Genomic DNA, 20,551 nt, shown 5'->3' with positions numbered 1-20,551 from the left:
GGTGTATACACCGAGGGAATACCCAATCCTCTGGCGTCCGGGCAGAGCGCCCGCCTACGGTCGGACGATGGCCCTCCACCTGACCGGGATCCGCATCGACGCGACCAGCCCGCAGGCCCTCGCCCGCTTCTGGGCGCAGGTGCTCCGCGGCGAGGCGCAGCCCCCGCAGGCGGGCGGCGACGTCGTCGTCACCCTGCCCGACGAGGCGTACGTGCTGCGCTTCGTCCCGACGTCGGTGCCGAAGACCGGGCGCAACCGCATGCACTTCGACCTCACGAGCGCGACCCCCGAGGCGCAGGCCGCGACCGTCGCGCGGGCGCTCGCGCTCGGTGGGTCGCCCTACGACGTCGGGCAGACGGGCGACGAGGGGCACGTCGTCCTCGCCGACCCCGAGCAGAACGAGTTCTGCGTCATCGAGGCCGAGAACCGGTTCCTCGCGGGGCGCGGGTCGATCGGCGGGATCAACTGCGACGGCACCCGGGTCACGGGCGAGTTCTGGCGTGCGGCCCTCGGCTGGGAGCTCAGCTGGGACGAGGAGGAGGAGATCGCGATCACGCCCCCGGCGGGCGGTTCGACGGTCACCTGGAGCGGCCCGCCGCTGATGGACAAGCCGGCCACCGGCCGCAACCGCCTCCGTCTCGAGGTCACCACCGACGACGACGTCGCCGCCGAGACGGCCCGCCTGGTGCGACGGGGCGCGACCGTCGTCGACGCGGTGACCGACTCCTTCGGGACGATCCTGCTGGCCGACCCGGACAGCAACGAGCTCCACCTGGGGTGAACGGCCGGACCGCGCTGGCGCCGGGACGTGCCATGCTCCGCGGATGCCGACCGCGAAACCGCTCCGAGCGCTCAACATCGACGTCTCCGCCGCGCTGGCCGCCCGGTGGCGCGCGTGGTTCGCACCGGAGCAGCAGCCCTTCGTCGTCTCGCCCGCGCAGGCGGACGCGCTCGGTCGCGCGGACGAACCGGACCGCCTCACCCCGGAGCTCCGGGACACGTTCTTCCTGTGGGGACCCCGGGAGGGGCAGTCGCTGGTGTGGCTCGGCCAGGCGGACGTCCGCGCGCTCCCGCGCGAGGAGCGCCGGGCGCTCCTCGCCGCCCAGGCGGCGCCCCACCGCTGGGACTCCGACCGGCTGCCCGGCCGGCTGCTGCGCTGGGTCGAGGAGGGCCGCCGCCCGTCCGCGCACGACGTCGTCCCCGACGCCGTGTGGCGCGACGCGGCGTCCGCCGGCCTCGCCGGGGCGCGGGCGCTGGCCGGCCGCTTCCCGACGGCGAGCGGCCCGAACTGCTTCGGCACGGTCATGGCCGCCACCGGCGTCGACGGCGCCGCGGACGTGTGGATGCAGCGCGAGCCCTTCGAGAAGTGGCTCGCCGGCACCCGCCCCACGACGAACCGGCGCGACGACCGCCCGGGCACCGTGCTCGTCTGGCGGGACGGCGCGGGCGCGGTGCAGCACGCGGCGGTGACCCTCGGCGGCGGCTGGGCGCTCCACAAGCCGTCGCAGTGCTGGTACAGCCCCGTCAAGGTCCTGACGGTCGCCGGCGTCAAGGCGAGCGCGCGCACGCCCGGATGGCACCTCAGCCGCCACGTGCTCGCGGGGTGAGCCGGGTGCCCCGGCGCCGTCGGACGCAGCGCGGCGTCCGGTGACGGCGCGCGCGACGACAGGGACGACCCGCACTGACCGGCGCGCTGGCACCATCGAGGATCCACCTGCCGAAGGAGCCCCGGTGAGAGCAGCAGTCGTCGTCGCGTCGAAGCACGGCACCACCCTCGAGATCGGCCGCCGGGTCGCCCGCGCGCTCGGCGCGGACGTGCCCGTCCTGGACCTGGCCGAGGACCAGCACCCCGACCTGGCCGCCTACGACACCGTCGTCCTCGGTACCGCGATCTACGCGGGTCAGCCGCGGGCGCACATGAAGGCGTTCGCCCAGATCGCCGACCTCGACGAGAAGCGCCTCGGCCTCTTCGTCAGCGGCATGGTGCCCGCCGACGGCGCGCGCGAGGAGGAGCTCGCCGCGGCGTACCCGCCCGCGCTGCGCGATCGCGCGACGGCGGCCGCGTTCCTCGGCGGCAGCTTCCAGTTCGACAAGCTCAACCGGTTCGAGCGGTTCGTCGTCAAGCGCGTCGCGAAGGCCACGGCCGACGTCGACGCGATCGACGACCGGGCGATCGACCGGTTCGCGCGGGAGCTCGTCGCGGCCTGAGCGCGGCGGACGACGGCGGCCGGGCGTGTCTCCCGGCGGCAGGCGAGGCCGGGCTGCAGGATCGGCGCGTGCCGGGTCTCCATCATGTCGAGCTGTGGGTCGCCGACCTCTCCACCGCCTCCGCGTGGGGATGGCTGCTCGGGCGGCTCGGGTTCGCGCTGGTGCAGGAGTGGCCCTCGGGCCAGTCGTGGAGCGCGGGCGGCGCGTACCTGACGTTGACGACGTCGCCGAACCTGTCGAGCCCCGTGCACGACCGACGCAGGGCGGGGATGAACCACGTCGCGTTCCACGCCGGACCTGCGTCCGAGGTCGACGCGCTCATGGCCGACGCCGCGGAGCACGGGTGGACGCCGCTCTACCAGGAGCGCTATCCGCATGCCGGCGGTCCCGGCCACTACGCGGGCTGGCTGGAGGACTCCGCCGGGTTCAAGGTCGAGGTCGTCGCCGAACCGGCCTAGCCCGCTGCCGATCCCACCTGCCTGGACGACCGCCGAACGACCGTCCGCCCGCTCCATCGCCCTGTTCGTCGGTGCCGCGCTCTTCGAGATCGGCGGCACCGCGGGGGCGTGCTCGCCGCCGGCTCGCTAGCGTGGGGCGTGGTCAGTCACGGGAGGCGCGACGTGAAGTACCTGCTCACCTCGTCGGGGATCTCCAACCCGAGCATCCACGCGGCGCTCGTCGACCTGCTCGGCAAACCGATCGACGAGTGCAGCGCCCTGGTGATCCCGACGGCGGCGTACTGGTTCAGCCAGGGCCCGGACATCGCCTACGGCCTGATCACCGGGGCGACGCAGCGGCTGACGGCGCACGGCTGGAAGTCGGTGGGCGTGCTCGAGCTCACCGCGCTGCCGAGCATCGCCGCGGACGCCTGGGTCCCGCGCGTCCGCGAGACCGACGTGCTCCTGGTCGGCGGCGGCGACCCCATGTACCTGTGCAGGTGGCTGCGCGAGTCCGGGTTCGCCGACCTCATGCCCACGCTCGACGACGACGCCGTGTGGGTGGGGACGAGCGCTGGCAGCATGGCCGTCACGGCGAGCTTCGGCGAGAACTACAACGATCGTCCTGTCCCGACGACCGGCACCGAGACGCCGCTGGGGCTCGTCGACATCGCCATCTACCCCCACCTGGACCACCCCGCGATGGAGGACACCGCGGTGGCCAACGTGGCCGCGTGGGCACAAGGCGTGCCCGTGCCGGCCTACGGGATCGACGACAGCACGGCGATCCGGGTGGTCGACGGGACGCTCGAGGTGGTGTCGGAGGGGCACTGGGAGCTGTTCGAGGACCCGGGCCGTCGGGCGTGACATCCGCAGAGCGACGGGTTCGCCCACCTGCACCGAATCACGTTCGTGCAGGTGGGCGACGGTCGGGGTGACCCGATTCGAACGGGCGACCCTCTGCTCCCAAAGCAGATGCGCTACCAAGCTGCGCCACACCCCGGAGGCCGCTGAGCGGCCGCGCCCCAGTCTAGGCGGTGCCGGGCGCGCGGCTGCGCGGCCCGGCGTTTGCTAGTGTGGCGCCCGCGCGCTTCCCGGTGATCGGGCAGCCCAGCGCGGATGTAGCTCAATGGTAGAGCCTCAGTCTTCCAAACTGATTACGCGGGTTCGATTCCCGTCGTCCGCTCCATTCGGCCCAGGCTAGAGAAACCCTCTCTGACCTGGGCCGATGTGCAAGGTCGTGGTGCGTATCGCCCCCGGTAGGGGCCGCCACGAGGGAGGCCGAAACCCTTCGGCGTGCCCTAACGTGCCCCGGGTAACGCGCCCGGGGCGATACGCGCACCCGGGAGTGACCCGCATGACCGAGCCCCAACCGCGCCGACGTCGGCGCCCGCAACGCCGCGTGAGCGGCTCCGTTCGCCGCCTTCCCTCGGGCCGCTGGCAGGCCCGCTACACCGACGCCGACGACCAGCGGCACACGCTGGGAACGTACGCCACGCGCGCGGAGGCAGACGGCGCCGTGGCCGTCGTGCTGGCCGACATGCACCGCGGCACCTACCGGGCACCCGACCTGGGGTCCGAGACGCTCGGCGACTACGCCGCCCGCTGGCTCGCCCGGCGCTCGGACCTCGCCCCGCGCACGGTGCAGCTCTACGCCCACCACCTGAGCACCTACGTGTGCGCCCGCCTGGACGAGCCCGGCGCCAACCGCCGCACGATCGACCTCGGGGCGATGGAACTACGCGCGCTCACCCCCGCCCGCGTCGCCGACTGGCACGCCGCCGTGGTCGCCACCGCGCGGGCCACCATGGCGACCCGCTCCAAGCGGGCCGCGACGATGGCACGGCGCACCGACGCCCAGGCCGCCCGGGCGTGGGCACGCGGCGCCGGGCTCGACGTCGCGCCGACCGGTCGCCTGAGCCCGGCCGTGCTCGACGCCTGGCGCGCTGACGGCGCCCCCGGGCTGCCCTCGCTGGCCGGTGTCGCAGCGCGCGACGCCGGGCGCACCACGGGCGCTCAGGCGTACGGGCTGGTGCGCGTGGTCTGCAACGCCGCGGTGCGTGAAGGGCTGCTCGTGGTCAACCCGTGCAACGTGCCCGGCGCTGGCCGGGCCGCGGCCGCCGAGCGCAAGCCCGCCACACTCGCCCAGGTGGACACCATCGCCGAGCACATGCCGCCGCGGTACGCGGCCGCGGTACACGTCGCCGCGTGGTCGGCGCTGCGCGCTGGCGAACTGTTCGCGCTGCGCCGCCAGGACGTGACCGTGAAGCGTGACGAGGCCGGCGCCGTGGTCGGCGCGGTGCTCAGCGTGACCCGCGGGCTCATCGAGCTCAAGGGCCAGCCGCCCACGTTCGGGCCCACCAAGACGCGCGGCTCGCAGCGCACCGTGCACCTGCCGCGGGTCGCCGCCGAGCATCTGGCCGCCCACCTGGACACGTTCACCGGCGGCGGCGCCGATGCCCTGGTGTTCTGCACCGCCACCGGGCGCCCGCTGCCCGGGTCCGGGCGTCAAGCGTTCTTCACGCGGGCGCGCAAGGCCGCCGGGCGTGAGGATCTGCGCTGGCACGACCTGCGCCACACCGGCGCAACGTGGGCCGCGCGCACCGGCGCAACGCTCGCCGAGCTGCAAGCCCGCCTCGGGCACTCCACCGTGCGCGCCGCGATGATCTACCAACACGCCGTGTCGGACTCTGACGAGCGGCTCGCCGCGCGCCTGGACGCCCTGCACCTGGACGGGGCCCTGTGATGCCCGGGCCGCGCCCGCCCCGGACCGCCCCTGAGCCTTCGGCCCTCACGCTCGCCGACGTCGCCGCGATCGGTGCCCACATGCCGCCGCGGTACGCCGTAGCGGTGCACCTGTGCGCGTGGGCGGGCCTGCGCTCCGCTGAGGTGTTCGCCCTGCGTCGCCATGACGTGAGCCTCGCGCGCGACGACACGGGCACGCTGCGGCGCCCGCTGCTCGTGGTCTGCGACGAGGTGCACGAGCGCCCGGGCGCCGACGTGACCACCCGCCCGGCCAGGACGCAGCGCCGCCCGCGCCCGGTGCACCTGCCGCGCACGGTTGGCGAGCTGCTCGCCGCACACCTGGCCGCCGTGCCGAACCGGGCAGACAACGCGCTCGTGTTCGCCGCACCGGACGGGCGCCCGCTGACGTCGCTACGACGCACCCGGCTCCTGTCCCGGGCCGCGGCCGCCGCCGGGCGGCCCCGGGTCGTCTGGCACGACCTGCGGCGCGTTTCGGCCGCTCTCGCCTACTCCGCCGGCGGATCGCCCGCCGACGTCGCGGCCCGTCTCGGCGTCAGGCCGAGCACCCCCGCAGGCCGCACCACCCCCGACGCAGACGCCCGGCTCGCCGAGCGTCTCGACGCCCTCACCACGACCGGAGACCGCCAGTGACCGCCCCCAGCAACTCGAGCCCCGCAGACGACGCCGACCGAGCCCGACGAGCGCGCACCGTCGCTGGCATGTGGGACCGCGCCGAGGCCGAGGTCGGCCCGCTGCGCTCCGACACGGTGCCCGCGTGGCTCGCCTACCTCGCCGAGCTCGACGCCGTGACCACGAGGGCGCACGAGGTCGCGGGCGCGGCCGTCGCACGCGCCAGGAAGCGGCCGCGCCTGCTCGGGCCCGTGCCGCCCCCGCGCGAGGTGGCCAAGCTGCTCGCGCTCGACGTCGCCGGGCTGGCCGCCATGCCCGCGGCCCTGTGGTTCACGACAGAGGCTCAGGTCGGCCCGTTGCGGGCGCCTACCGCGGGCGCCTGGTCGGCTCACCTGTCGGCCCTCGCCGCGGTGCAGCGGGCCACGCTGGACACGCTGCGCGCCCTCGTGGGCTCCGCGGCCGCTACCGCACCCGCCGTCGACGCCGTGGCGGTGCACCTGTGAGCGCGGCCGCGCGCCGCAGGCGTACGACGCCCCGCGAGCTCGCGCCGACGTGGCGCGCCGCCCTGGACGCCTGGTCCGCCGCCATGCGAGCGGACGGCCGGGCAGAGTCCACCATCGCCGCCCGGTGCAAGTACGTGCGCGCGTTCGCCCGCGACGTCGAGGCCGACGACCCCTGGTCGGTCGTGCACGACGACCTGGCTACGTTCGTGGCAGCGCACGCCGGGACCTCGGCCAGCGCGTACAGCCACCGGTCGGCGCTGCGCACGTTCTACGCCTGGGCCGAGGGCGCCGGGCACGTCGCACAGTCCCCCGCGCTGTACCTCGACGGCGCCAACGGCGGCCGCCCCGTGGCCCGACGTCAGGCCCGGCCCGTGGGGGCTCACGGGCCGTTGCCCCTGTGGACTCCCGGCGTGTGGGAGGGGCCGCTGGCCGCCTGGCGCGTCGAGCAGCGGGCCCGCGGCCTGTCGACTCGCACCCTTCGTACCTGGGACTACCACCTGCGCAACCTGTCCCGCACGGTCCCGCACCGCGACCCCTTCACCCTGACGCGGTCCGACCTGACCGAGTTCATGGCCGACCGCGCCCGCTGGTCCAACGAGACGCGCCGCGGGTGCCGGTCCGCGTTCCGCTCGTTCTACGGCTGGGCCGCCGAGGCCGGGCACGTCACAGAAGACCCGGCCGCCAAGCTGCCGAAGATCGCTACCACCGCGCCCCTGCCGCACCCGGCGTCCGAGACGGCCGTGCACTTCGCGGTGCTCACCGCCACGCCCCGTGAGCGGCTCATGGTGCGCCTGGCCGCGGAGATCGGGCTGCGGTGTGCCGAGGTCTCGCAGGTGCACTCCCGCGACCTGGTGCGCCACGACGACGGGTGGTCCCTGGTCGTGCTCGGCAAGGGCGCCCGCCGCCGCGTGATGCCTCTGCCCGACGAGCTCGCGGCCGAGCTGCGCGGTCTGCCCGACGGGTGGGCGTTCCCCTCCCCGTCGGGGGCGCACCTGACCCCGGACTACGTGTCCAAGCTCGTGCGCAGGCTGCTCCCGCCCGGGGTGACCATGCACGCCCTGCGGCATCGGTTCGCGACGCGCACCTACGCGATGAGCCGAGACGTGTTCGTCGTGCAGTCCCTGCTCGGGCACTCCAAGCCCGAGACGACCCGCCGCTACGTCGAGGTGGGCGACGACCGCCTACGCGCCGCCGTGGTGGACCTCGCCCGGGCCACCACCCGCAGCCCGCGACCGGCGGGCGCCCGCTGGAACTGAGCCAGGCCGCCGCGGGCCAGCGGATGACCGCACATGGTCACGCTGGTCCGCGGTACATCACCTGGACAACCCTTAGCAGCCCTCTAGTGCCCTTGTGGGACGTTGGGCGTAGGTTGACCAGCACAGACAACAGAACGGCCCCGGGCGGTGCGTCAACACCGGCCCGGGGCCTGACCAGAACAGACACAGGAGGTCTGTCCGTGGCTATCGCAGAACCTATCGCGCGCGAGTCCCTCGCGGCCGCCGCGCCTGCCGCGCCGAGCGCGCCGCGCCGCATCCACCGCCCCGTACTGCCCAAGGTGCTCACCGACGCCGCCACGGCGACGGCGGGCGCCCGCTGGGCGTCGTCGTATGCCGCGCACGCGGCCGCCTTCCACCTCGTGCGCGTGCCCGCCTACGGGCTGCGCCTGGTGACGCTGGCACCTCGTGGCGCCTGGCGCGCCGTGCGAGCGGGCGCCGTGTTCGCCCTCGACCTCGACGGCCGCCCCGACTACGTGACCGCCCGCCGCGCGGCCGCCAACGACCCCGCCCGGCTCGTGCAGCTCGTGGAGCACCGCCGCGACATGCTGGCCCGCCGCCGGATGCTGCTCGGGCTGCCTCTGGTGGTGCTGCTCGTGGGCGCCGTCGTCGGCTGGCTCATGACCGGCCCGGCCCTGCACGCCGCCGCCGTGGCCGCCCTCGTGGCGCTGCTCGGCGTCGCCGAGGCCCGCGCGGCCCGCGTGCCCGTGACCAAGCACGCCGCCGACGTCGTGGAATCGCCCCCGCTGTCGTTCCCCGTGCTGCGCGAGGCCCTCGCCGCGTGCGGGGTGCCGAACCTGCGCGCCGACGCCGTGCGGTTCCCCGAGGACGTCACCCGCGACGGCGCCGCCTCCCGGGCCGCCGTTGACCTGCCCGTGCCCGCGGCCGCCGTGATCGCCAAGCGGTCCCAGCTCGCGGCCGCGCTGCGCCGCCCGCTGTCGTGCCTGTGGCTGGAACCGGCGCCCGAGGTGCACGAGGCCCGCTTGATCGTGTGGGCGCTGGACCGTCCCGTGAAGCCGCGCCCGTGGCCGCTGCTGCGCTCGGGTGAGGTCAACGTGTTCCGGCCCGTCGTCGTCGGCGTGGACCAGCTCGGGCGTCAGGTCTCCGTGACCCTCGCAGGCGTCCACGGCGTCTGCGGCGGTGTGCCCGGCTCGGGCAAGAGCGCGTGGCTGCGCCTGGTGGCCCTCGCGTTCGCCCTGGACCCGCGCGCGTCGCTGCACATCATCGACGGCAAGGGCGGCGGCGACTTCGGCGCGCTGGCGCCCCTGTGCACCACGTACGTGGCCGGAGACGAGCCCGAGGACCTCGACACCGTGGCCGCCACGCTGCGCGGCCTACAGGCCGACATGCGGCGCCGGTACAAGATCCTGCGCGCCATGCCCAACGTCGTGAAGGTGACCGACGAGCTGGCGACCGCGGACCCGCGCCTACGGCCCGTGCTGCTGCTCGTGGACGAGTCCCAAGTCCCGTTCGAGGACAAGGCCCGCGGCGCCGAGCTCGCAGAGCTGACGGCCGACCTCGTGCGCCGCGGCCGCGCTGTCGGCGTGCACGTGTGGGTGGGCACGCAGCGGCCCGACTCCGTGAGCCTGCCGACGCCGATCCGCTCCAACGTCCAACTCCGGTTCGCGCTGCGGCTCATGGACTCCGACAGCACAGACATGACGCTCGGCACGTCGAGCTACAAGGCCGGATACCGGCCCACCGTCTTTGGTCGCTCGGACGTCGGCACCGGCTGGCTGAAGGGTGACAGTGATGACCCGCAGATCGTGCGGGCCGCGTTCGTCTCCCCCGAGGACGCCGAGGCAGTCGTACGGCGCGCCCTGGCCGCCCGTGAGGGTGTCGAGCGCCCGACGCTGCCCGCCGACGTCGAGCAGGCCGGGAGCGTAGTGGAGCACCTCGCCGCGCTGTGGCCGACGACGGTTGACCGTCTGTGGTGCGACGACATGGCCGGGATGCTGCGCGAGGCGTTCCCCACGACGTACGGCAACCTCACGGCCGAATCCCTGGGCCGTCTCCTGCGCGACCACGGTTTGCCCGTGCGCAAGGTGAACCAGACCCGCGACGGCCGTCGCTACAACCGCGCCGGGATGCTGCGCGCCGAGCTCACGACGCCCGACGCGGTGACCCTGTGAAGCGCCCCGGGCTGCTGACCCTGGGCACGCTCGCCGCCCTCGTTGCCTGGCTCCGCGCGCCCGGGCTCCTGCTCGGCGCCGTCGCGCTCGGGTTCGCGATGGTTGGGGCCGTCGTCTGGCTGCTCGTGCGAGCGACGGCGCGCGAGGAACTCCGCGCGCATGAACGCGCCGTCGAGCTCGCGCGCGCGTCGGCTCCCGTCGTCCACGTGGACGCCCGAGCGGTGCACCTGCATTCCCACGCTCCGAACGGCTACCCCCTGCCCGCACCGCCAGCCATCGAGCCCGCGGGGTGGGCACGGTGGCACGCCGAGCAGACCCGCGAGGACGGAAGCGACCCGGGCGGCTGGTGACCCCCAGGGCGCCCCGGGGGCGATGCGGCACCGCTTCGTGAAGCGCTCGCGCTTCGCCCGCTTCGGGCGCCTGACCTGCGGTGAAGCGCCGGAAGCACCACCGCGGCCCGAACGCCAGAAGCGGCCCGCACGAGCCTCACGAGCTCGTGCGGGCCGCTTCGCTTCGGGGCCGTCCGGCGGGGTCCGTCAGGCGCCCGCCAGCACCGCCCCGGCCGGTGCAGCGCTCAACCGGCGCTTGACCGTGGATGCATGGACGCCGAACGCAGCGCCGACCTCGCGCAGCGTTGCGCCACTGTTGCGCATGGCGCGCATGGCTGCCAGGTCGCCCCGGTCGTCCGCTTCCTGGGGCTCGAGTTCCCCCCACAGCGGCACGTCAGACCACGGCGCGCCCTCCGCCGGCGGAACCGTCGCAACGTCCCGCAACTCGTGCGACGGAGCCGCGTGTGCCACCTGTGCCACGTCCGCAACGGACGCCGCGACAGCGGGCACGGGCTCCGCAACGGCGGCCGCAACGGCTGCCCCCGCCTGGGCCACGAGGACCGGCGCCGCGTGTGCCGCCTCGGCACGCTCCGGCTCGTGCACCGGCTCGGTGTCGTCCACCTGTGCCACGTCCGCAACGGGGGCCGACGCGGGCGCAACGTGTGGCGCGACGAGACCCGCCAGAGTGTGCGTCGCGACGAGCACCACGACAGGCGCGACGCCGACCACCGCAACGCCGACCGCAACGCGCACGCTCGGCGCAACGGCTCCGCCCATCGCGTGCGCAACGTTCGCCGCAACGCTCACCGCGGCGAGCACGCCGAGGCTGACCCACTCGACCGCCGTGCCGCGCCCCTGCTCGCGGCGCACGAGGGCAGCGAGGCTGAACGCCAGCGCGCCACCGTCTGCGAGGACCGGCACGCACCACGCCAGGCGCCCATGCACCCCGGCCCACCCGGCGACAGCCACGAGGGCCGACGCCGAGAGGGCGAACGACACGGCCGCAACGACGGCCACGAGACCAGCGACGGCCCACACGACCGCCCGGCGGCTCACAGCGCACCGTCCGATGCCTCGATCAGCCGCGACAGGGCCACGTCCACCGCATCCGCCGCGTCCTCAGCCGCCGCCCGCGCGTCGAACGCCTCCGCCCACTCCTGCCACGCCTTGTCGGCCTCCAGGTCCGCGGCGTCCGCGGCCGCGCGAAGGTCGCGCACCTCGCAGTCCCAACCCGCCTCGCACCGGCCACCGAGCCTGGCCGACCACGCCGCGACCTCATCCCAGGTCTCGGACCAGCGCGCCTCTGCGGCATGGAACGCACGACGGGCCGCCTCCTGGTAGGCCCACGCCGCCTCCTGGTGCTCGTGTGCCGCATCGACACGCGCCCATGCGGCATCGGCGCGTGCCGTGGCCTCAGCCACCGCGAGAGCCGCGGCCGCCGTGTTGGCGCTCACAGGGCCACCGCCGACGACAGGCGCGAGCAGATCGGGCACGAGCCGTCAACACGCAGGCGCGAGCCGTCCGCGTCGCACTCGGGCTCGGCGTAGACCTTGGCGCCGTCCGCGCCGCGCGGATAGGTGGGCGTCGCCGTGCGCAGCTCGCGCGGGCCGCCACCCTGCGAGGGGAACCTCACCACGTTGGAGCGCTCCGCGGGCACACGGTGGACCGGGCCGCCGTCGTGCTGCACGCGCGCACCCGGGACCATCTTCACGTCGTCGGGCTCGGTCGCCGCGGGCACCTCCACGGCCGGTTCGGTGTCCGGGATCGCCAGCGCGTACCGCGCGGCCGTGCGCGGCGTCGCGGCCGTCGTCTCGACAAGCCACCCCTTCGTCACGAGCGACGCGCGGACCGTGACGGCGGTTCGACGAGAGAGGCCCGTCATGCTGGCGAGCGTCTCCGTAGTCACCCACACGCCCTGCACGCTGGCGCCCGCGAACTCCTCGAACAGCAGCGCTGCGAGCTTCTCGCTAGAGCTGAGCGTCTCCGACGCCCACACGGCACGCTTCCACATACGACGCACTCCCCGGCCGGTAGCCTGGTTCATAGCCGTACCTCCTGCTTCTCTCAGGTGATCGGTTAGGCCCCCGGCGAGTGCTTCCAACACTCCCGGGGGCCGTTTTCTGTTGTCGAGACCGAGGGTACACGAGAGATGCAGTTTCCGCACCCCTGATATGCATTCCTTGCATATCTTCGGGTGCAATGGCTGCACCCAAACCTCAACACTCCCGAAAGAACCTTCCGCGGGCTGGCGTGATCGGTGACGGACCGGCCGACGACGGCCCGGGCCGCGACGTCGAGTCCTTGCCGTGAGGGTGGGGCCCTTGGCGCTGCGCGCCTCGTGCCGCAAGGCGGATCAGGATCGGCCGCAGGCGGCCGTGCAGTTCGGCGGCGCGCTGACGTGCGCAGACGTTGGCGACGCTTGCCGTTGAATGCCGCTAGCATCCAGGCCATGACCACGCCCGGGGTCGCCACGACGACGCAGACCGCCTCTCGCGGCGCTGTCGTGCTGCCCGGGACGCGCGGCGCGGCGGCCCTCGCACTGACCTCTGCTGCGGCGCCCAGCTCGTGGGCTCGGCACCTGCTGGACGATGAACCGGCCCTCGTGTGGGACGTGACGCCCGCTGAGGTTGCAGCGTCGGTCGCTGAGCGCGTGCGCCGCAACGTGGGCAAGGCCGCCACGCTCCGCGGCCGCGCCAGCCGCCCCGGGGGTCCGGCTCGCGCTCGTTGCGCAGACTCCCGCCGCTCGCGTGGCGGCCGCCGCTCCCCGGCCCGGACAGGCCACAGCCTGCGGACCGCGCTCCTGCTGGCGAGCACGACGCGCGCCTACGTGCGCCGCGCGGAACTCGACTACCTGGCCAAGTACGGGCCGGACTGGCAGAGCGAGCAGGACTCCGACGCGCTTTCCGCGCTGTCACACCTGGCGTACCTGCGCGCCCACGTCGCAGACCTCGACCTCGCCGCCGCGCTGGCCGCCCTCGCGGCCCTCGACGTCGTGCACGAGCTCGCGCAGCTCGACGCCGACGCCGACGAGCGCGACGAGGACACCTCCGAGGACCTCGCGGCCGAGAAGCCACCACCCGAAGCCCTGCGCTCTCTGCGCACGGTCGCGCCAACGCGCGCCCCGTCGCTCGCCCGGGTGCGAGCGACGACGGCCCCCGAGTAGCCACACACCGGCCCGCTTCCCGCGCGCCGCCGTCGCACATCGCACCCTGCCCTGACTACGTCCGGGCCGGTTCACCCCGTGAACCAAAGGGGCACGCCATGTCGAACACCACCCCGAGCACGACCGCCACCGGTCGCGCTTCCGCACACCCGCAGCACGGCCAGGCCGAGCACCTCAACCCTGACCCGCTGCTCACGGTCGCTGAGGCCGCGAAGTTCCTCACCCTGACCCAGCCGATGCTGCGCGAGGCGATCCGAGAGGGTCACATCGCGTCCGTCCGACTCAGCGCGCGCGGAATCCGCATCCGCCGTTCCGAGCTCGATCGGTACATCGACGCCCGCACCCGTCCGGCCCGTGCGGGGCGCTGAACGATGAGCGCTCCCACCCTTGCCCGGCCCTCCGCCGGCGGATGCACCACGACCCCGCGACGCGGCCGCGCCGTCGTCCTGACCGGCCCCGCGGCCGCTGCCGAACTCCGCGCCCGACGACAGCCCGGAGACCTCGTGATCGACCTCGACACGTTCGCCGCCACGCTCGGCGACCCGAACGCGCCCCACGTGCGGCACGTCGCCCTGGGCGCCGTCCTGGGCGCCGTCAAGCGCGCCCAGGCGCTGCGCGAGCCCGTGACCGCGTACCTGCTCCACCCAGACGCCACGCCCGAGCAGGCCGCGCGCTACGCGGCCCAGGGGCTCGCCGTCGTCGCCACGACCCCCGGCAGGCTCTCGTGAAGCGCCGCACACGGAAGCACGCCCGGAACGATGGATGGGACGACGAGCCCGGCGACGGGCGGCGCCGCCGCGTCGCACGGTCGATCGCTACGTCGCTCGTTCAACGCGTGCCCGAGTTGCGGCGCGAGAGTCTCGGCGTGCTCGCCGCGGTGCTGGTGCCGTGGCTCGTGGCCGGGTACACCCTCGATGACCTGCACCACGCGCTGAGGTACCGCCCGAACCGCACCCCGTGGCCGCCGGACGCACCCGCTGGTGACCGGTGGCTCGTAGACCGGATGCTCGCGTGGCTCGGAGACGACGGCGCGCCCGTCCCGTCGCTGTCGCAGCGCACGGCCCGAGAACACGAGGGCGCCCGTCCCGGTGGGGCCGGGACGGGCGCCGCGAGTCGAGCCCTTGGAAGAGGCCACAACGACGGCGCGAACGTAGCACGGGGCCAGGACAGCAGCCGGGCAAATGTCGCAGCCTCGCGGAACACCGAACGCCCGTCCGCACGCTCGGGGAAGCACCGGTGAACGCTCCACGCCGCAACCCGTTGGAGGTTGACGGCGACCGCCCCGCGGTCGCATGGGTCTCTACGCTCCCCCGCAGCTACGGGCTCACACCGGCCGATCGGCTCGTGCTCCTGTGGCTGGCCTGCGACTCCTACGACGGCCTGACGACCGCCCCGAGCGTGCAGAACCTGGCCGAATGGTCCGGGCTTTGGCCCAGCTCTACGTGGGAAGTCCTAGCGCGGCTCTGCGAACCGACCAGCCAGCGTCCGGCACTCCTTGCCCGCGACACAACGACGCGCGGCCGGAACCGGACCGTGTTCCGTCTCCTACGCCCGCAACCGTCCGGGGTGGCCGGACGGTTCGACCCGCAACCGTCCGGGGTGGCCGGACGGTTCGACCCGCAACCGTCCGGGGTGGCCGGACGGTTCGACCCGCAACCGTCCGGGGTGGCCGGACGGTTCGACCCCCAACCGTCCGGCGAACCGTCCGGCGAACCGTCCGGCGAACCGTCCGGCCACGCCGGACAACTCCCTTACCCTTTCCCTTCCCCTATGGGGGAGGGGAACGCGACAGACGTACAGACCGCGCGCGCGGACCTGAGCGACGCCCCCTCTCCCAGAATCGACAACCAGAAGCCCGGGCAACCGCCCGGGCTGTACCAGCCCGAGCGGTGCCGGGAGCACCAGGGCTGGGACGACGTGCCCAAGTGCTGGAACTGCAAGACAGCCCGGGAGGCACACGAGCGGACGCAGCAGGAAGCGCAGGCCGAGCGCGAGGCCCGAGCACACGAGGCGCCCGCATGCCCTGACCACCAGGGCCAGCAGATCGGCACGTGTCGGAGCTGCATCGGTGACCACAAGGCCGGGGAGCACGTGAGCGAGCCCCTCAGGCATTGCCACCTGTGCGACCCAGCCCAAGCGCTGGCCGCCTGACGGTGCGCTGACCTCGTGCCCGCTCGGGCGTGTTCACCTGAGCGGGCACGAGGCGCGGCGCCGTCCTCGGGCTCGACGTCGTGCAGCGGACCCGTCAGGCCCGGACAGCGGCCGGTGCACCTTCGGGCACGCTGCAAGGTGCGGCGGGTGCTCCTGACGCCGTGAGCGGGCACGAGGCGTGGCGCCGTCGTCGGGCTCGACGTCGTGCAGCGGACCCGTGCGGCCCGGACAGCGGCCGGTGCATCCCTTGTTTCCCGGCCCGCCCGGCTCGCTGCTCAGCGAAGTGGACGCCCGTACAGCGGCCTGGAAACGCTCTGACCTGCGATTACGCCGGAAGTTCACTGGGCTGGACACCCGGTTACAGGTCTGTGTAGTGGGGTGTCCAGCGTTGTGAACTCAGGCGTACAGCGCACTGTGCGCTGAGGCTGTTTCCACCTGCCTGTACGCCTCCGCGGCGTCGTGTGAGCCGCGGACAGGTCGCGCGTCCCCCGTCCGGTCGAGGTGCGCGCCGTCGTCGCGCCCTTGAGCTCGTGCCACGCCCGGCGGCCACGGTGCCGCCTTGACGCATCCGCCGGCGGAGCGTCCGCGCGCTCGCGCGCGCCCCTGCTCGTGTTCCTGGTGCTGCCCGTGCTCGTGCTGCTCGTCGTCGTGCTGCTCGTCGTCGGCGTCGTCGCCCTCGGCGTCGTGGTCGCCCTCGTCGTCGTCGCTGCGGGCGCCCACGGGCAAAAGAAGAACCCCCAGGCGATCGCCTGAGGGTTTCTCCATGTATGAAGACGAGGGACCTTGTCCTCGTATTGCTCACCACTGTACGTCAGGATGTTCCGGTGCCGCAATCGACCACAACCGATCTGATCGTTCAGAGCCTCCACGTCTCCCGGTTCGGCACTTACGCCCGAGCCGCGGGCGGTGACATGAAGCTCGCGCTGCGGCTGTACCTGTGGAACCTGGACCTGGCGGCCGCGTTTCACTCGTGCCTGAGCGTCACAGAGGTGCTCCTACGCAACGCGATGGACGCCCAGCTGCGCACGTGGAACGCCGCACAGGCGCGCGCTGACGGCGGCACGTTCCCGGCCGAGTGGCTGGACGACGCCGCGAAGCCTCTGCACTCTCTGACGTCCGGTGCTCGCTCCACAGCGAGGGTCAACGCGGGGAAGGCCCGGGCCGCCCGCCCGACAGAGCACCCGCGCAAGCACGAGCCGATCACGCATGACGACGTGCTCGCGCAACTGACGTTCGGTGTGTTCGTGAGGCTGCTACCGACGACGGACGTGGACGACAAGACCCACCGCGGGCGGCAGGTGCTCTGGGACGAGGCGCTCGCGCAGGCGTTCCCCGGCGCCAAGGACGACCCCGAGGGCAAGATCATCGCCAGCCGTGTCGGCCGCATCCACGCGTTGCGCAACCGCGTCGCGCACATGGAGCCGTTGCTAGAGGTGAACGTGAAAGCCCGACACCGCGACATGATCCAGATCGTCGGAGCGATTGACCCTCGACTACAGGGCTGGTTCGCGTCGGTCTCGCAGCTCCACGAGGTCGTGCGTCGGCGGCCGACGACCTGAGGACCCGGGCCCTCTGAGACCCGATCTGGAAACGCCCAGAGAGCGAACCCGCGCGCGTGCCCGAACGTGCCCAGAGAAGCCCCGAAAACCGCTCCTTCGTGCCCGTACGTGCCCCGAGCGCCAGACACTTAGCGACGCTTGCGAATCCCTAGCGATGCATCCCGCCGCAGGTCAGGTGGCACGTTTGCCCTGGTAGTACGCTCGGCGAAGCGCTGAGATTTTTGGGCTTCCAAACTGATTACGCGGGTTCGATTCCCGTCATCCGCTCCGGCACGCACGGCCCGGCTCCCTCACGGGGGCCGGGCCGTCGTCGTCTCACGACGGCGTGCGTCGCACGCCACAGTGAGATGCCCTGGCGGTCGGCGCTCCTCGCGGCCTATGGTTCCCCCAGACATCGTCGATAGACCGAAGGGAGCCGACCGTGCGCATCGCCGTCGCTCCCCCCGCGTCCGCGGCCAGCACGCCGATGTGCTGTCGCCCCTGTCGCTAGAGCGCCCGTGCCACGCCTGACCCCGCCGTCCGCGGCTGCCGGGTCGAGGTGAGCGCGAGCGCTCTGACCCTGTCGGCCCCGTTGACAACGACCCCTGAGACACCGACCCACCGAGACACCCACGAAGAGGATGACCATGGCCCGCATCTACGACGACGCGACGAAGCTGATCGGCGGCACGCCGCTCGTGCGCCTGAACAAGCTCACGGAGGGCCTCGGCGCCACCGTGCTCGCCAAGCTCGAGTTCTACAACCCCGCCAACTCGGTCAAGGACCGCATCGGCGTCGCGATCGTCGACGCCGCCGAGGCGTCGGGCGAGCTCGCGCCCGGGGGCACCATCGTCGAGGCGACGTCGGGCAACACCGGCATCGCCCTGGCATGGGTCGGCGCGGTGCGCGGCTACAACGTCGTGCTCGCGATGCCGGAGACCATGTCGAAGGAGCGCCGCGCCCTGCTGCGCGCCTACGGCGCCGAGCTGGTGCTGACCCCGGGCGCGGACGGCATGAAGGGCGCCGTCGCCGAGGCGGAGAAGATCGTCGCCGAGCGCCCGGGCGCGATCCTGGCCCGTCAGTTCGCCAACGAGGCCAACCCGGCGATCCACCGCAAGACGACGGCCGAGGAGATCTGGGCCGACACCGACGGCGGCGTCGACGCCGTGGTCTCCGGCATCGGCACGGGCGGCACCATCACCGGTGTCGGCCAGGTGCTCAAGGAGCGCAAGCCCGAGGTCAAGGTCATCGCGGTCGAGCCCAAGGAGTCCGCGATCCTCAACGGCGGCGCCCCCGGCCCGCACAAGATCCAGGGCATCGGCGCCAACTTCATCCCGGAGATCCTCGACACCACGGTCTACGACGAGGTGCTCGACATCGACGCCGAGACGGCGATCGAGTACGCGCGCCGCGCCGCCAAGGAGGAGGGGCTGCTCGTCGGCATCTCGTCGGGCGCTGCGATCGCCGCTGCGCTCCAGCTCGCGGGCCGTCCCGAGTACGCCGGCAAGACGATCGTCGCCGTGATCCCCGACTTCGGTGAGCGCTACCTGTCGACCGTCCTGTACGCGGACCTGCTCGACTGAGCGCGCCGCGCTGCACCTGACCTGCGGCGGAGGGCTGGCACGGACCGTGCCCGGCCCTCCGCCGCGGGGACGTAGGCTCAGGCGACCAAGGAAGGGACTGAGCCGGACATGACCGATCTGCACGCCGTGCGCGAGGCGACTCTTGCCGGGCACGGCGACGACGAGGACGACCACGTCCATGTCATGCCGCCCGGGCACCGCCCGGGCCTGCGTCACCTGCTCGAGATCCTGCTGGAGGACCTCGACGCCGCCCACGCCCACGACCCGGCCGCGCGCACCCGCCTGGAGGTCGCGCTGGCCTACCCGGGCGTGCACGCCCTGTGGGTGCACCGGCTGAGCCACCGCATGTGGCACGCGCACCTGCGGCTGGCGGCGCGCCTGCTCTCGCAGCTCGCCCGGTTCGTCACCGGCATCGAGATCCACCCCGGGGCGATCATCGGGCGCCGCCTGTTCATCGACCACGGCATGGGCGTCGTGATCGGGCAGACCACCGAGATCGGCGACGACTGCATCCTCTTCCAGGGCTCGACCCTGGGCGGGCGGTCCATGACGCGCGGCAAGCGCCACCCGACGCTCGGCAACCGGGTCATGATCGGCGCCGGCGCCCGCGTGCTGGGCCCCATCACGCTGGGCGACGACGTGCAGGTGGGCGCCAACGCCGTCGTCGTGAAGGACGTCCCCGCCGGGGCGGTCGCGGTGGGCGTGCCCGCGCACGTCCGGATGCCGTCGGCGGCTCCGGCCGAGCGCGAGAAGCTCCAGGACCCGGCGCTGCTCATCGAGTACTCGATCTGACCCGAGACCCGGCGAGGAGGCTGTCCCGATGACGACCGGTCCCGTCCCCGGCATCCGCACCGCGGAGCCCTGGAAGGCCCTGGCCCGCCGCTCGACCCTGTGGTCGTCGGCGGTCGCGCTGCTGCTCCTCGTCGCATCGGCGGCGGTCACCGTCGCGTGGCGCGACGACCTGCCCGACCCCGTCGCCTCGCACTGGGGCGCGGACGGCCAGGTCGACGGCGTGATGTCCCTGGGCGGCTGGGTCGCGGTCGTGCTGGGCACCGGTGTCGGCTGCACCCTGCTGTTCGGGGCGATCGGCTGGTTCTGGGGCAAGGCCGCGATGACGCGCCGCGTCGCGGCCGGCGTGACCGTGTGGATGGGCGGGCTCCTCGCCGTCATGCAGGTGGGAGCGGTCGCCGGGCAGCGCGGGCTCACCGACGCGGCGCAGGCGCCGGACTCGGGCGGCTGGCTCCTGGCCGCGTACCTCGTGCCGCTGGTCCCGGCCGTCGCGGCCGCTCTCCTGGTGCCCGGCGACCCGCACCAGCCCGCGACCGAGCCCGTCCCCGCCGATGCCGAGCGCATGCCGCTGGCCGACGGCGAGCGCGCCGTGTGGCTCCGGCGCATCGGCGGCGGCACCGGGCTCTGGGTGGGCGCGGGCTCCGTCGTGCTCACGTCGGCCATGGCTGTCATCGGGCAGCAGTGGGGCCTGCTCGTGGTCCCTGCGCTCCTTGCCGTGCTGTTCGCCGCGATGATGGTCTTCGAGGTGCGCGTCGACGCGTCCGGGCTGCGCGTGCGCTCCGCCCTGGGCTGGCCGCGCACGTTCGTGCCCGCCGACGAGGTCGTCGCGGCCCGCGTCGTCGAGGTCTTCGCGTTCCGCCAGTTCGGCGGCTGGGGCTGGCGCGTCGGGCCCGGCGGGAGCGTCGGCATCGTGCCGCGCAGCGGCCAGGGCATCGAGGTCGAGCGCACCGGCGGCCGCACGCTGACGATCACGGTGGACGACGCCGAGTCCGGCGCCGCCCTGCTCAACACGATGGCCGACCGCACGCGCTGAACGATGACCCCTCGGACGGCGCCGGGCGCGGCCTGC

At 73.9% G+C, this 20,551-nt stretch carries 22 protein-coding genes and 2 tRNA genes; 20 read left to right on the top strand and 4 right to left on the bottom strand.

Annotated features, from left to right (window positions below):
• Positions 1–67: 67 nt before the first annotated feature.
• From ET471_RS11015 to ET471_RS10995, 5 genes are all read left to right on the top strand, one after another.
• Complete coding sequence (locus ET471_RS11015; RefSeq protein WP_129188304.1) at positions 68–781, top strand: VOC family protein; 714 nt, start codon at positions 68–70, stop codon at positions 779–781.
• Positions 782–824: 43 nt separating this feature from the next.
• Complete coding sequence (locus ET471_RS11010; protein WP_207207254.1) at positions 825–1,607, top strand: hypothetical protein; 783 nt, start codon at positions 825–827, stop codon at positions 1,605–1,607.
• Between the two features lie 124 nt (positions 1,608–1,731).
• Positions 1,732–2,208: a flavodoxin domain-containing protein gene (locus tag ET471_RS11005; RefSeq protein ID WP_165350478.1), complete on the top strand. Its 477-nt coding sequence runs from the start codon at positions 1,732–1,734 to the stop codon at positions 2,206–2,208.
• Between the two features lie 68 nt (positions 2,209–2,276).
• Entirely contained in the window at positions 2,277–2,666 is a 390-nt protein-coding gene (locus ET471_RS11000; protein ID WP_129188300.1) for a VOC family protein, read from the top strand.
• 162 nt (positions 2,667–2,828) lie between these two features.
• Positions 2,829–3,512 (top strand): Type 1 glutamine amidotransferase-like domain-containing protein, encoded by a 684-nt coding sequence (locus tag ET471_RS10995; RefSeq protein ID WP_129188298.1) that lies wholly within the window; start codon positions 2,829–2,831, stop codon positions 3,510–3,512.
• Between the two features lie 62 nt (positions 3,513–3,574).
• Here the strand turns inward: ET471_RS10995 and ET471_RS10990 are convergent.
• Positions 3,575–3,648, bottom strand: a tRNA-Pro gene (locus ET471_RS10990).
• 112 nt (positions 3,649–3,760) lie between these two features.
• Between ET471_RS10990 and ET471_RS10985 the strand changes: the two genes are divergently transcribed.
• From ET471_RS10985 to ET471_RS10955, 7 genes are all read left to right on the top strand, one after another.
• Positions 3,761–3,834, top strand: a tRNA-Gly gene (locus ET471_RS10985).
• A 213-nt stretch (positions 3,835–4,047) separates the two neighbouring features.
• Positions 4,048–5,391 carry a tyrosine-type recombinase/integrase gene (locus tag ET471_RS10980; RefSeq protein WP_165350477.1) on the top strand — a complete coding sequence of 448 codons (1,344 nt, stop codon included), beginning with the start codon at positions 4,048–4,050 and terminating at the stop codon, positions 5,389–5,391.
• The gene (locus ET471_RS10975) at positions 5,391–6,041 is read left to right on the top strand and encodes a site-specific integrase (protein WP_129188294.1); all 651 of its coding nucleotides are present in this window, start codon (positions 5,391–5,393) and stop codon (positions 6,039–6,041) included. Before ET471_RS10980 ends, ET471_RS10975 begins: the two co-directional genes overlap by 1 nt.
• A gap of 68 nt (positions 6,042–6,109) precedes the next feature.
• Positions 6,110–6,523, top strand: coding sequence for a hypothetical protein (locus ET471_RS10970; RefSeq protein ID WP_129188292.1), 414 nt, complete (start codon positions 6,110–6,112; stop codon positions 6,521–6,523).
• Entirely contained in the window at positions 6,520–7,779 is a 1,260-nt protein-coding gene (locus tag ET471_RS10965; RefSeq protein ID WP_129188290.1) for a tyrosine-type recombinase/integrase, read from the top strand. Before ET471_RS10970 ends, ET471_RS10965 begins: the two co-directional genes overlap by 4 nt.
• A gap of 200 nt (positions 7,780–7,979) precedes the next feature.
• Complete coding sequence (locus ET471_RS10960) at positions 7,980–9,929, top strand: FtsK/SpoIIIE domain-containing protein (RefSeq protein WP_129188288.1); 1,950 nt, start codon at positions 7,980–7,982, stop codon at positions 9,927–9,929.
• Positions 9,926–10,279 carry a hypothetical protein gene (locus tag ET471_RS10955; RefSeq protein ID WP_129188286.1) on the top strand — a complete coding sequence of 118 codons (354 nt, stop codon included), beginning with the start codon at positions 9,926–9,928 and terminating at the stop codon, positions 10,277–10,279. The genes ET471_RS10960 and ET471_RS10955 overlap by 4 nt, the downstream gene beginning before the upstream one ends.
• 186 nt (positions 10,280–10,465) lie before the next feature.
• On the opposite strand, the gene ET471_RS10950 is transcribed toward ET471_RS10955, so the two are convergent.
• From ET471_RS10950 to ET471_RS10940, 3 genes are read right to left on the bottom strand one after another with little or no spacing between them, the layout of a single operon-like run.
• Positions 10,466–11,296, bottom strand: coding sequence for a DUF2637 domain-containing protein (locus ET471_RS10950; protein WP_280949939.1), 831 nt, complete (start codon positions 11,294–11,296; stop codon positions 10,466–10,468).
• A gap of 14 nt (positions 11,297–11,310) precedes the next feature.
• On the bottom strand, positions 11,311–11,712 hold the full coding sequence (locus ET471_RS10945) for a hypothetical protein (protein ID WP_129188282.1): 402 nt from the start codon (positions 11,710–11,712) through the stop codon (positions 11,311–11,313).
• On the bottom strand, positions 11,709–12,269 hold the full coding sequence (locus tag ET471_RS10940) for a helix-turn-helix domain-containing protein (RefSeq protein ID WP_165350475.1): 561 nt from the start codon (positions 12,267–12,269) through the stop codon (positions 11,709–11,711). The genes ET471_RS10945 and ET471_RS10940 overlap by 4 nt, the downstream gene beginning before the upstream one ends.
• A 438-nt stretch (positions 12,270–12,707) precedes the next feature.
• Here ET471_RS10940 and ET471_RS10935 point away from each other — a divergent pair, with 438 nt between their 5' ends.
• From ET471_RS10935 to ET471_RS10905, 8 genes are all read left to right on the top strand, one after another.
• Complete coding sequence (locus ET471_RS10935) at positions 12,708–13,421, top strand: hypothetical protein (RefSeq protein ID WP_129188278.1); 714 nt, start codon at positions 12,708–12,710, stop codon at positions 13,419–13,421.
• Between the two features lie 98 nt (positions 13,422–13,519).
• On the top strand, positions 13,520–13,789 hold the full coding sequence (locus tag ET471_RS10930; RefSeq protein WP_129188276.1) for a helix-turn-helix domain-containing protein: 270 nt from the start codon (positions 13,520–13,522) through the stop codon (positions 13,787–13,789).
• A gap of 135 nt (positions 13,790–13,924) precedes the next feature.
• Positions 13,925–14,149, top strand: coding sequence for a hypothetical protein (locus tag ET471_RS10925; protein ID WP_129188274.1), 225 nt, complete (start codon positions 13,925–13,927; stop codon positions 14,147–14,149).
• Positions 14,150–16,094: 1,945 nt separating this feature from the next.
• Positions 16,095–16,325, top strand: coding sequence for a hypothetical protein (locus ET471_RS18040; RefSeq protein ID WP_165350474.1), 231 nt, complete (start codon positions 16,095–16,097; stop codon positions 16,323–16,325).
• Between the two features lie 71 nt (positions 16,326–16,396).
• Positions 16,397–17,131: a hypothetical protein gene (locus ET471_RS10920; RefSeq protein ID WP_129188272.1), complete on the top strand. Its 735-nt coding sequence runs from the start codon at positions 16,397–16,399 to the stop codon at positions 17,129–17,131.
• A 626-nt stretch (positions 17,132–17,757) separates the two neighbouring features.
• On the top strand, positions 17,758–18,693 hold the full coding sequence (gene cysK / locus ET471_RS10915) for a cysteine synthase A (protein WP_129188270.1): 936 nt from the start codon (positions 17,758–17,760) through the stop codon (positions 18,691–18,693).
• A gap of 108 nt (positions 18,694–18,801) precedes the next feature.
• Positions 18,802–19,485 (top strand): serine O-acetyltransferase EpsC, encoded by a 684-nt coding sequence (epsC, locus tag ET471_RS10910; RefSeq protein ID WP_129188268.1) that lies wholly within the window; start codon positions 18,802–18,804, stop codon positions 19,483–19,485.
• A gap of 28 nt (positions 19,486–19,513) precedes the next feature.
• Positions 19,514–20,515 (top strand): DUF1648 domain-containing protein, encoded by a 1,002-nt coding sequence (locus ET471_RS10905; protein WP_129188266.1) that lies wholly within the window; start codon positions 19,514–19,516, stop codon positions 20,513–20,515.
• The last annotated feature ends 36 nt before the right edge of the window (positions 20,516–20,551 follow it).

The sequence above is a fragment of the Xylanimonas protaetiae genome (assembly GCF_004135385.1).
GTDB classification, from domain to species: domain Bacteria; phylum Actinomycetota; class Actinomycetes; order Actinomycetales; family Cellulomonadaceae; genus Xylanimonas; species Xylanimonas protaetiae.
The sequence above is the reverse complement of the archived record's forward strand: the minus strand, read 5'-3'. Positions and strand labels throughout refer to the sequence as shown.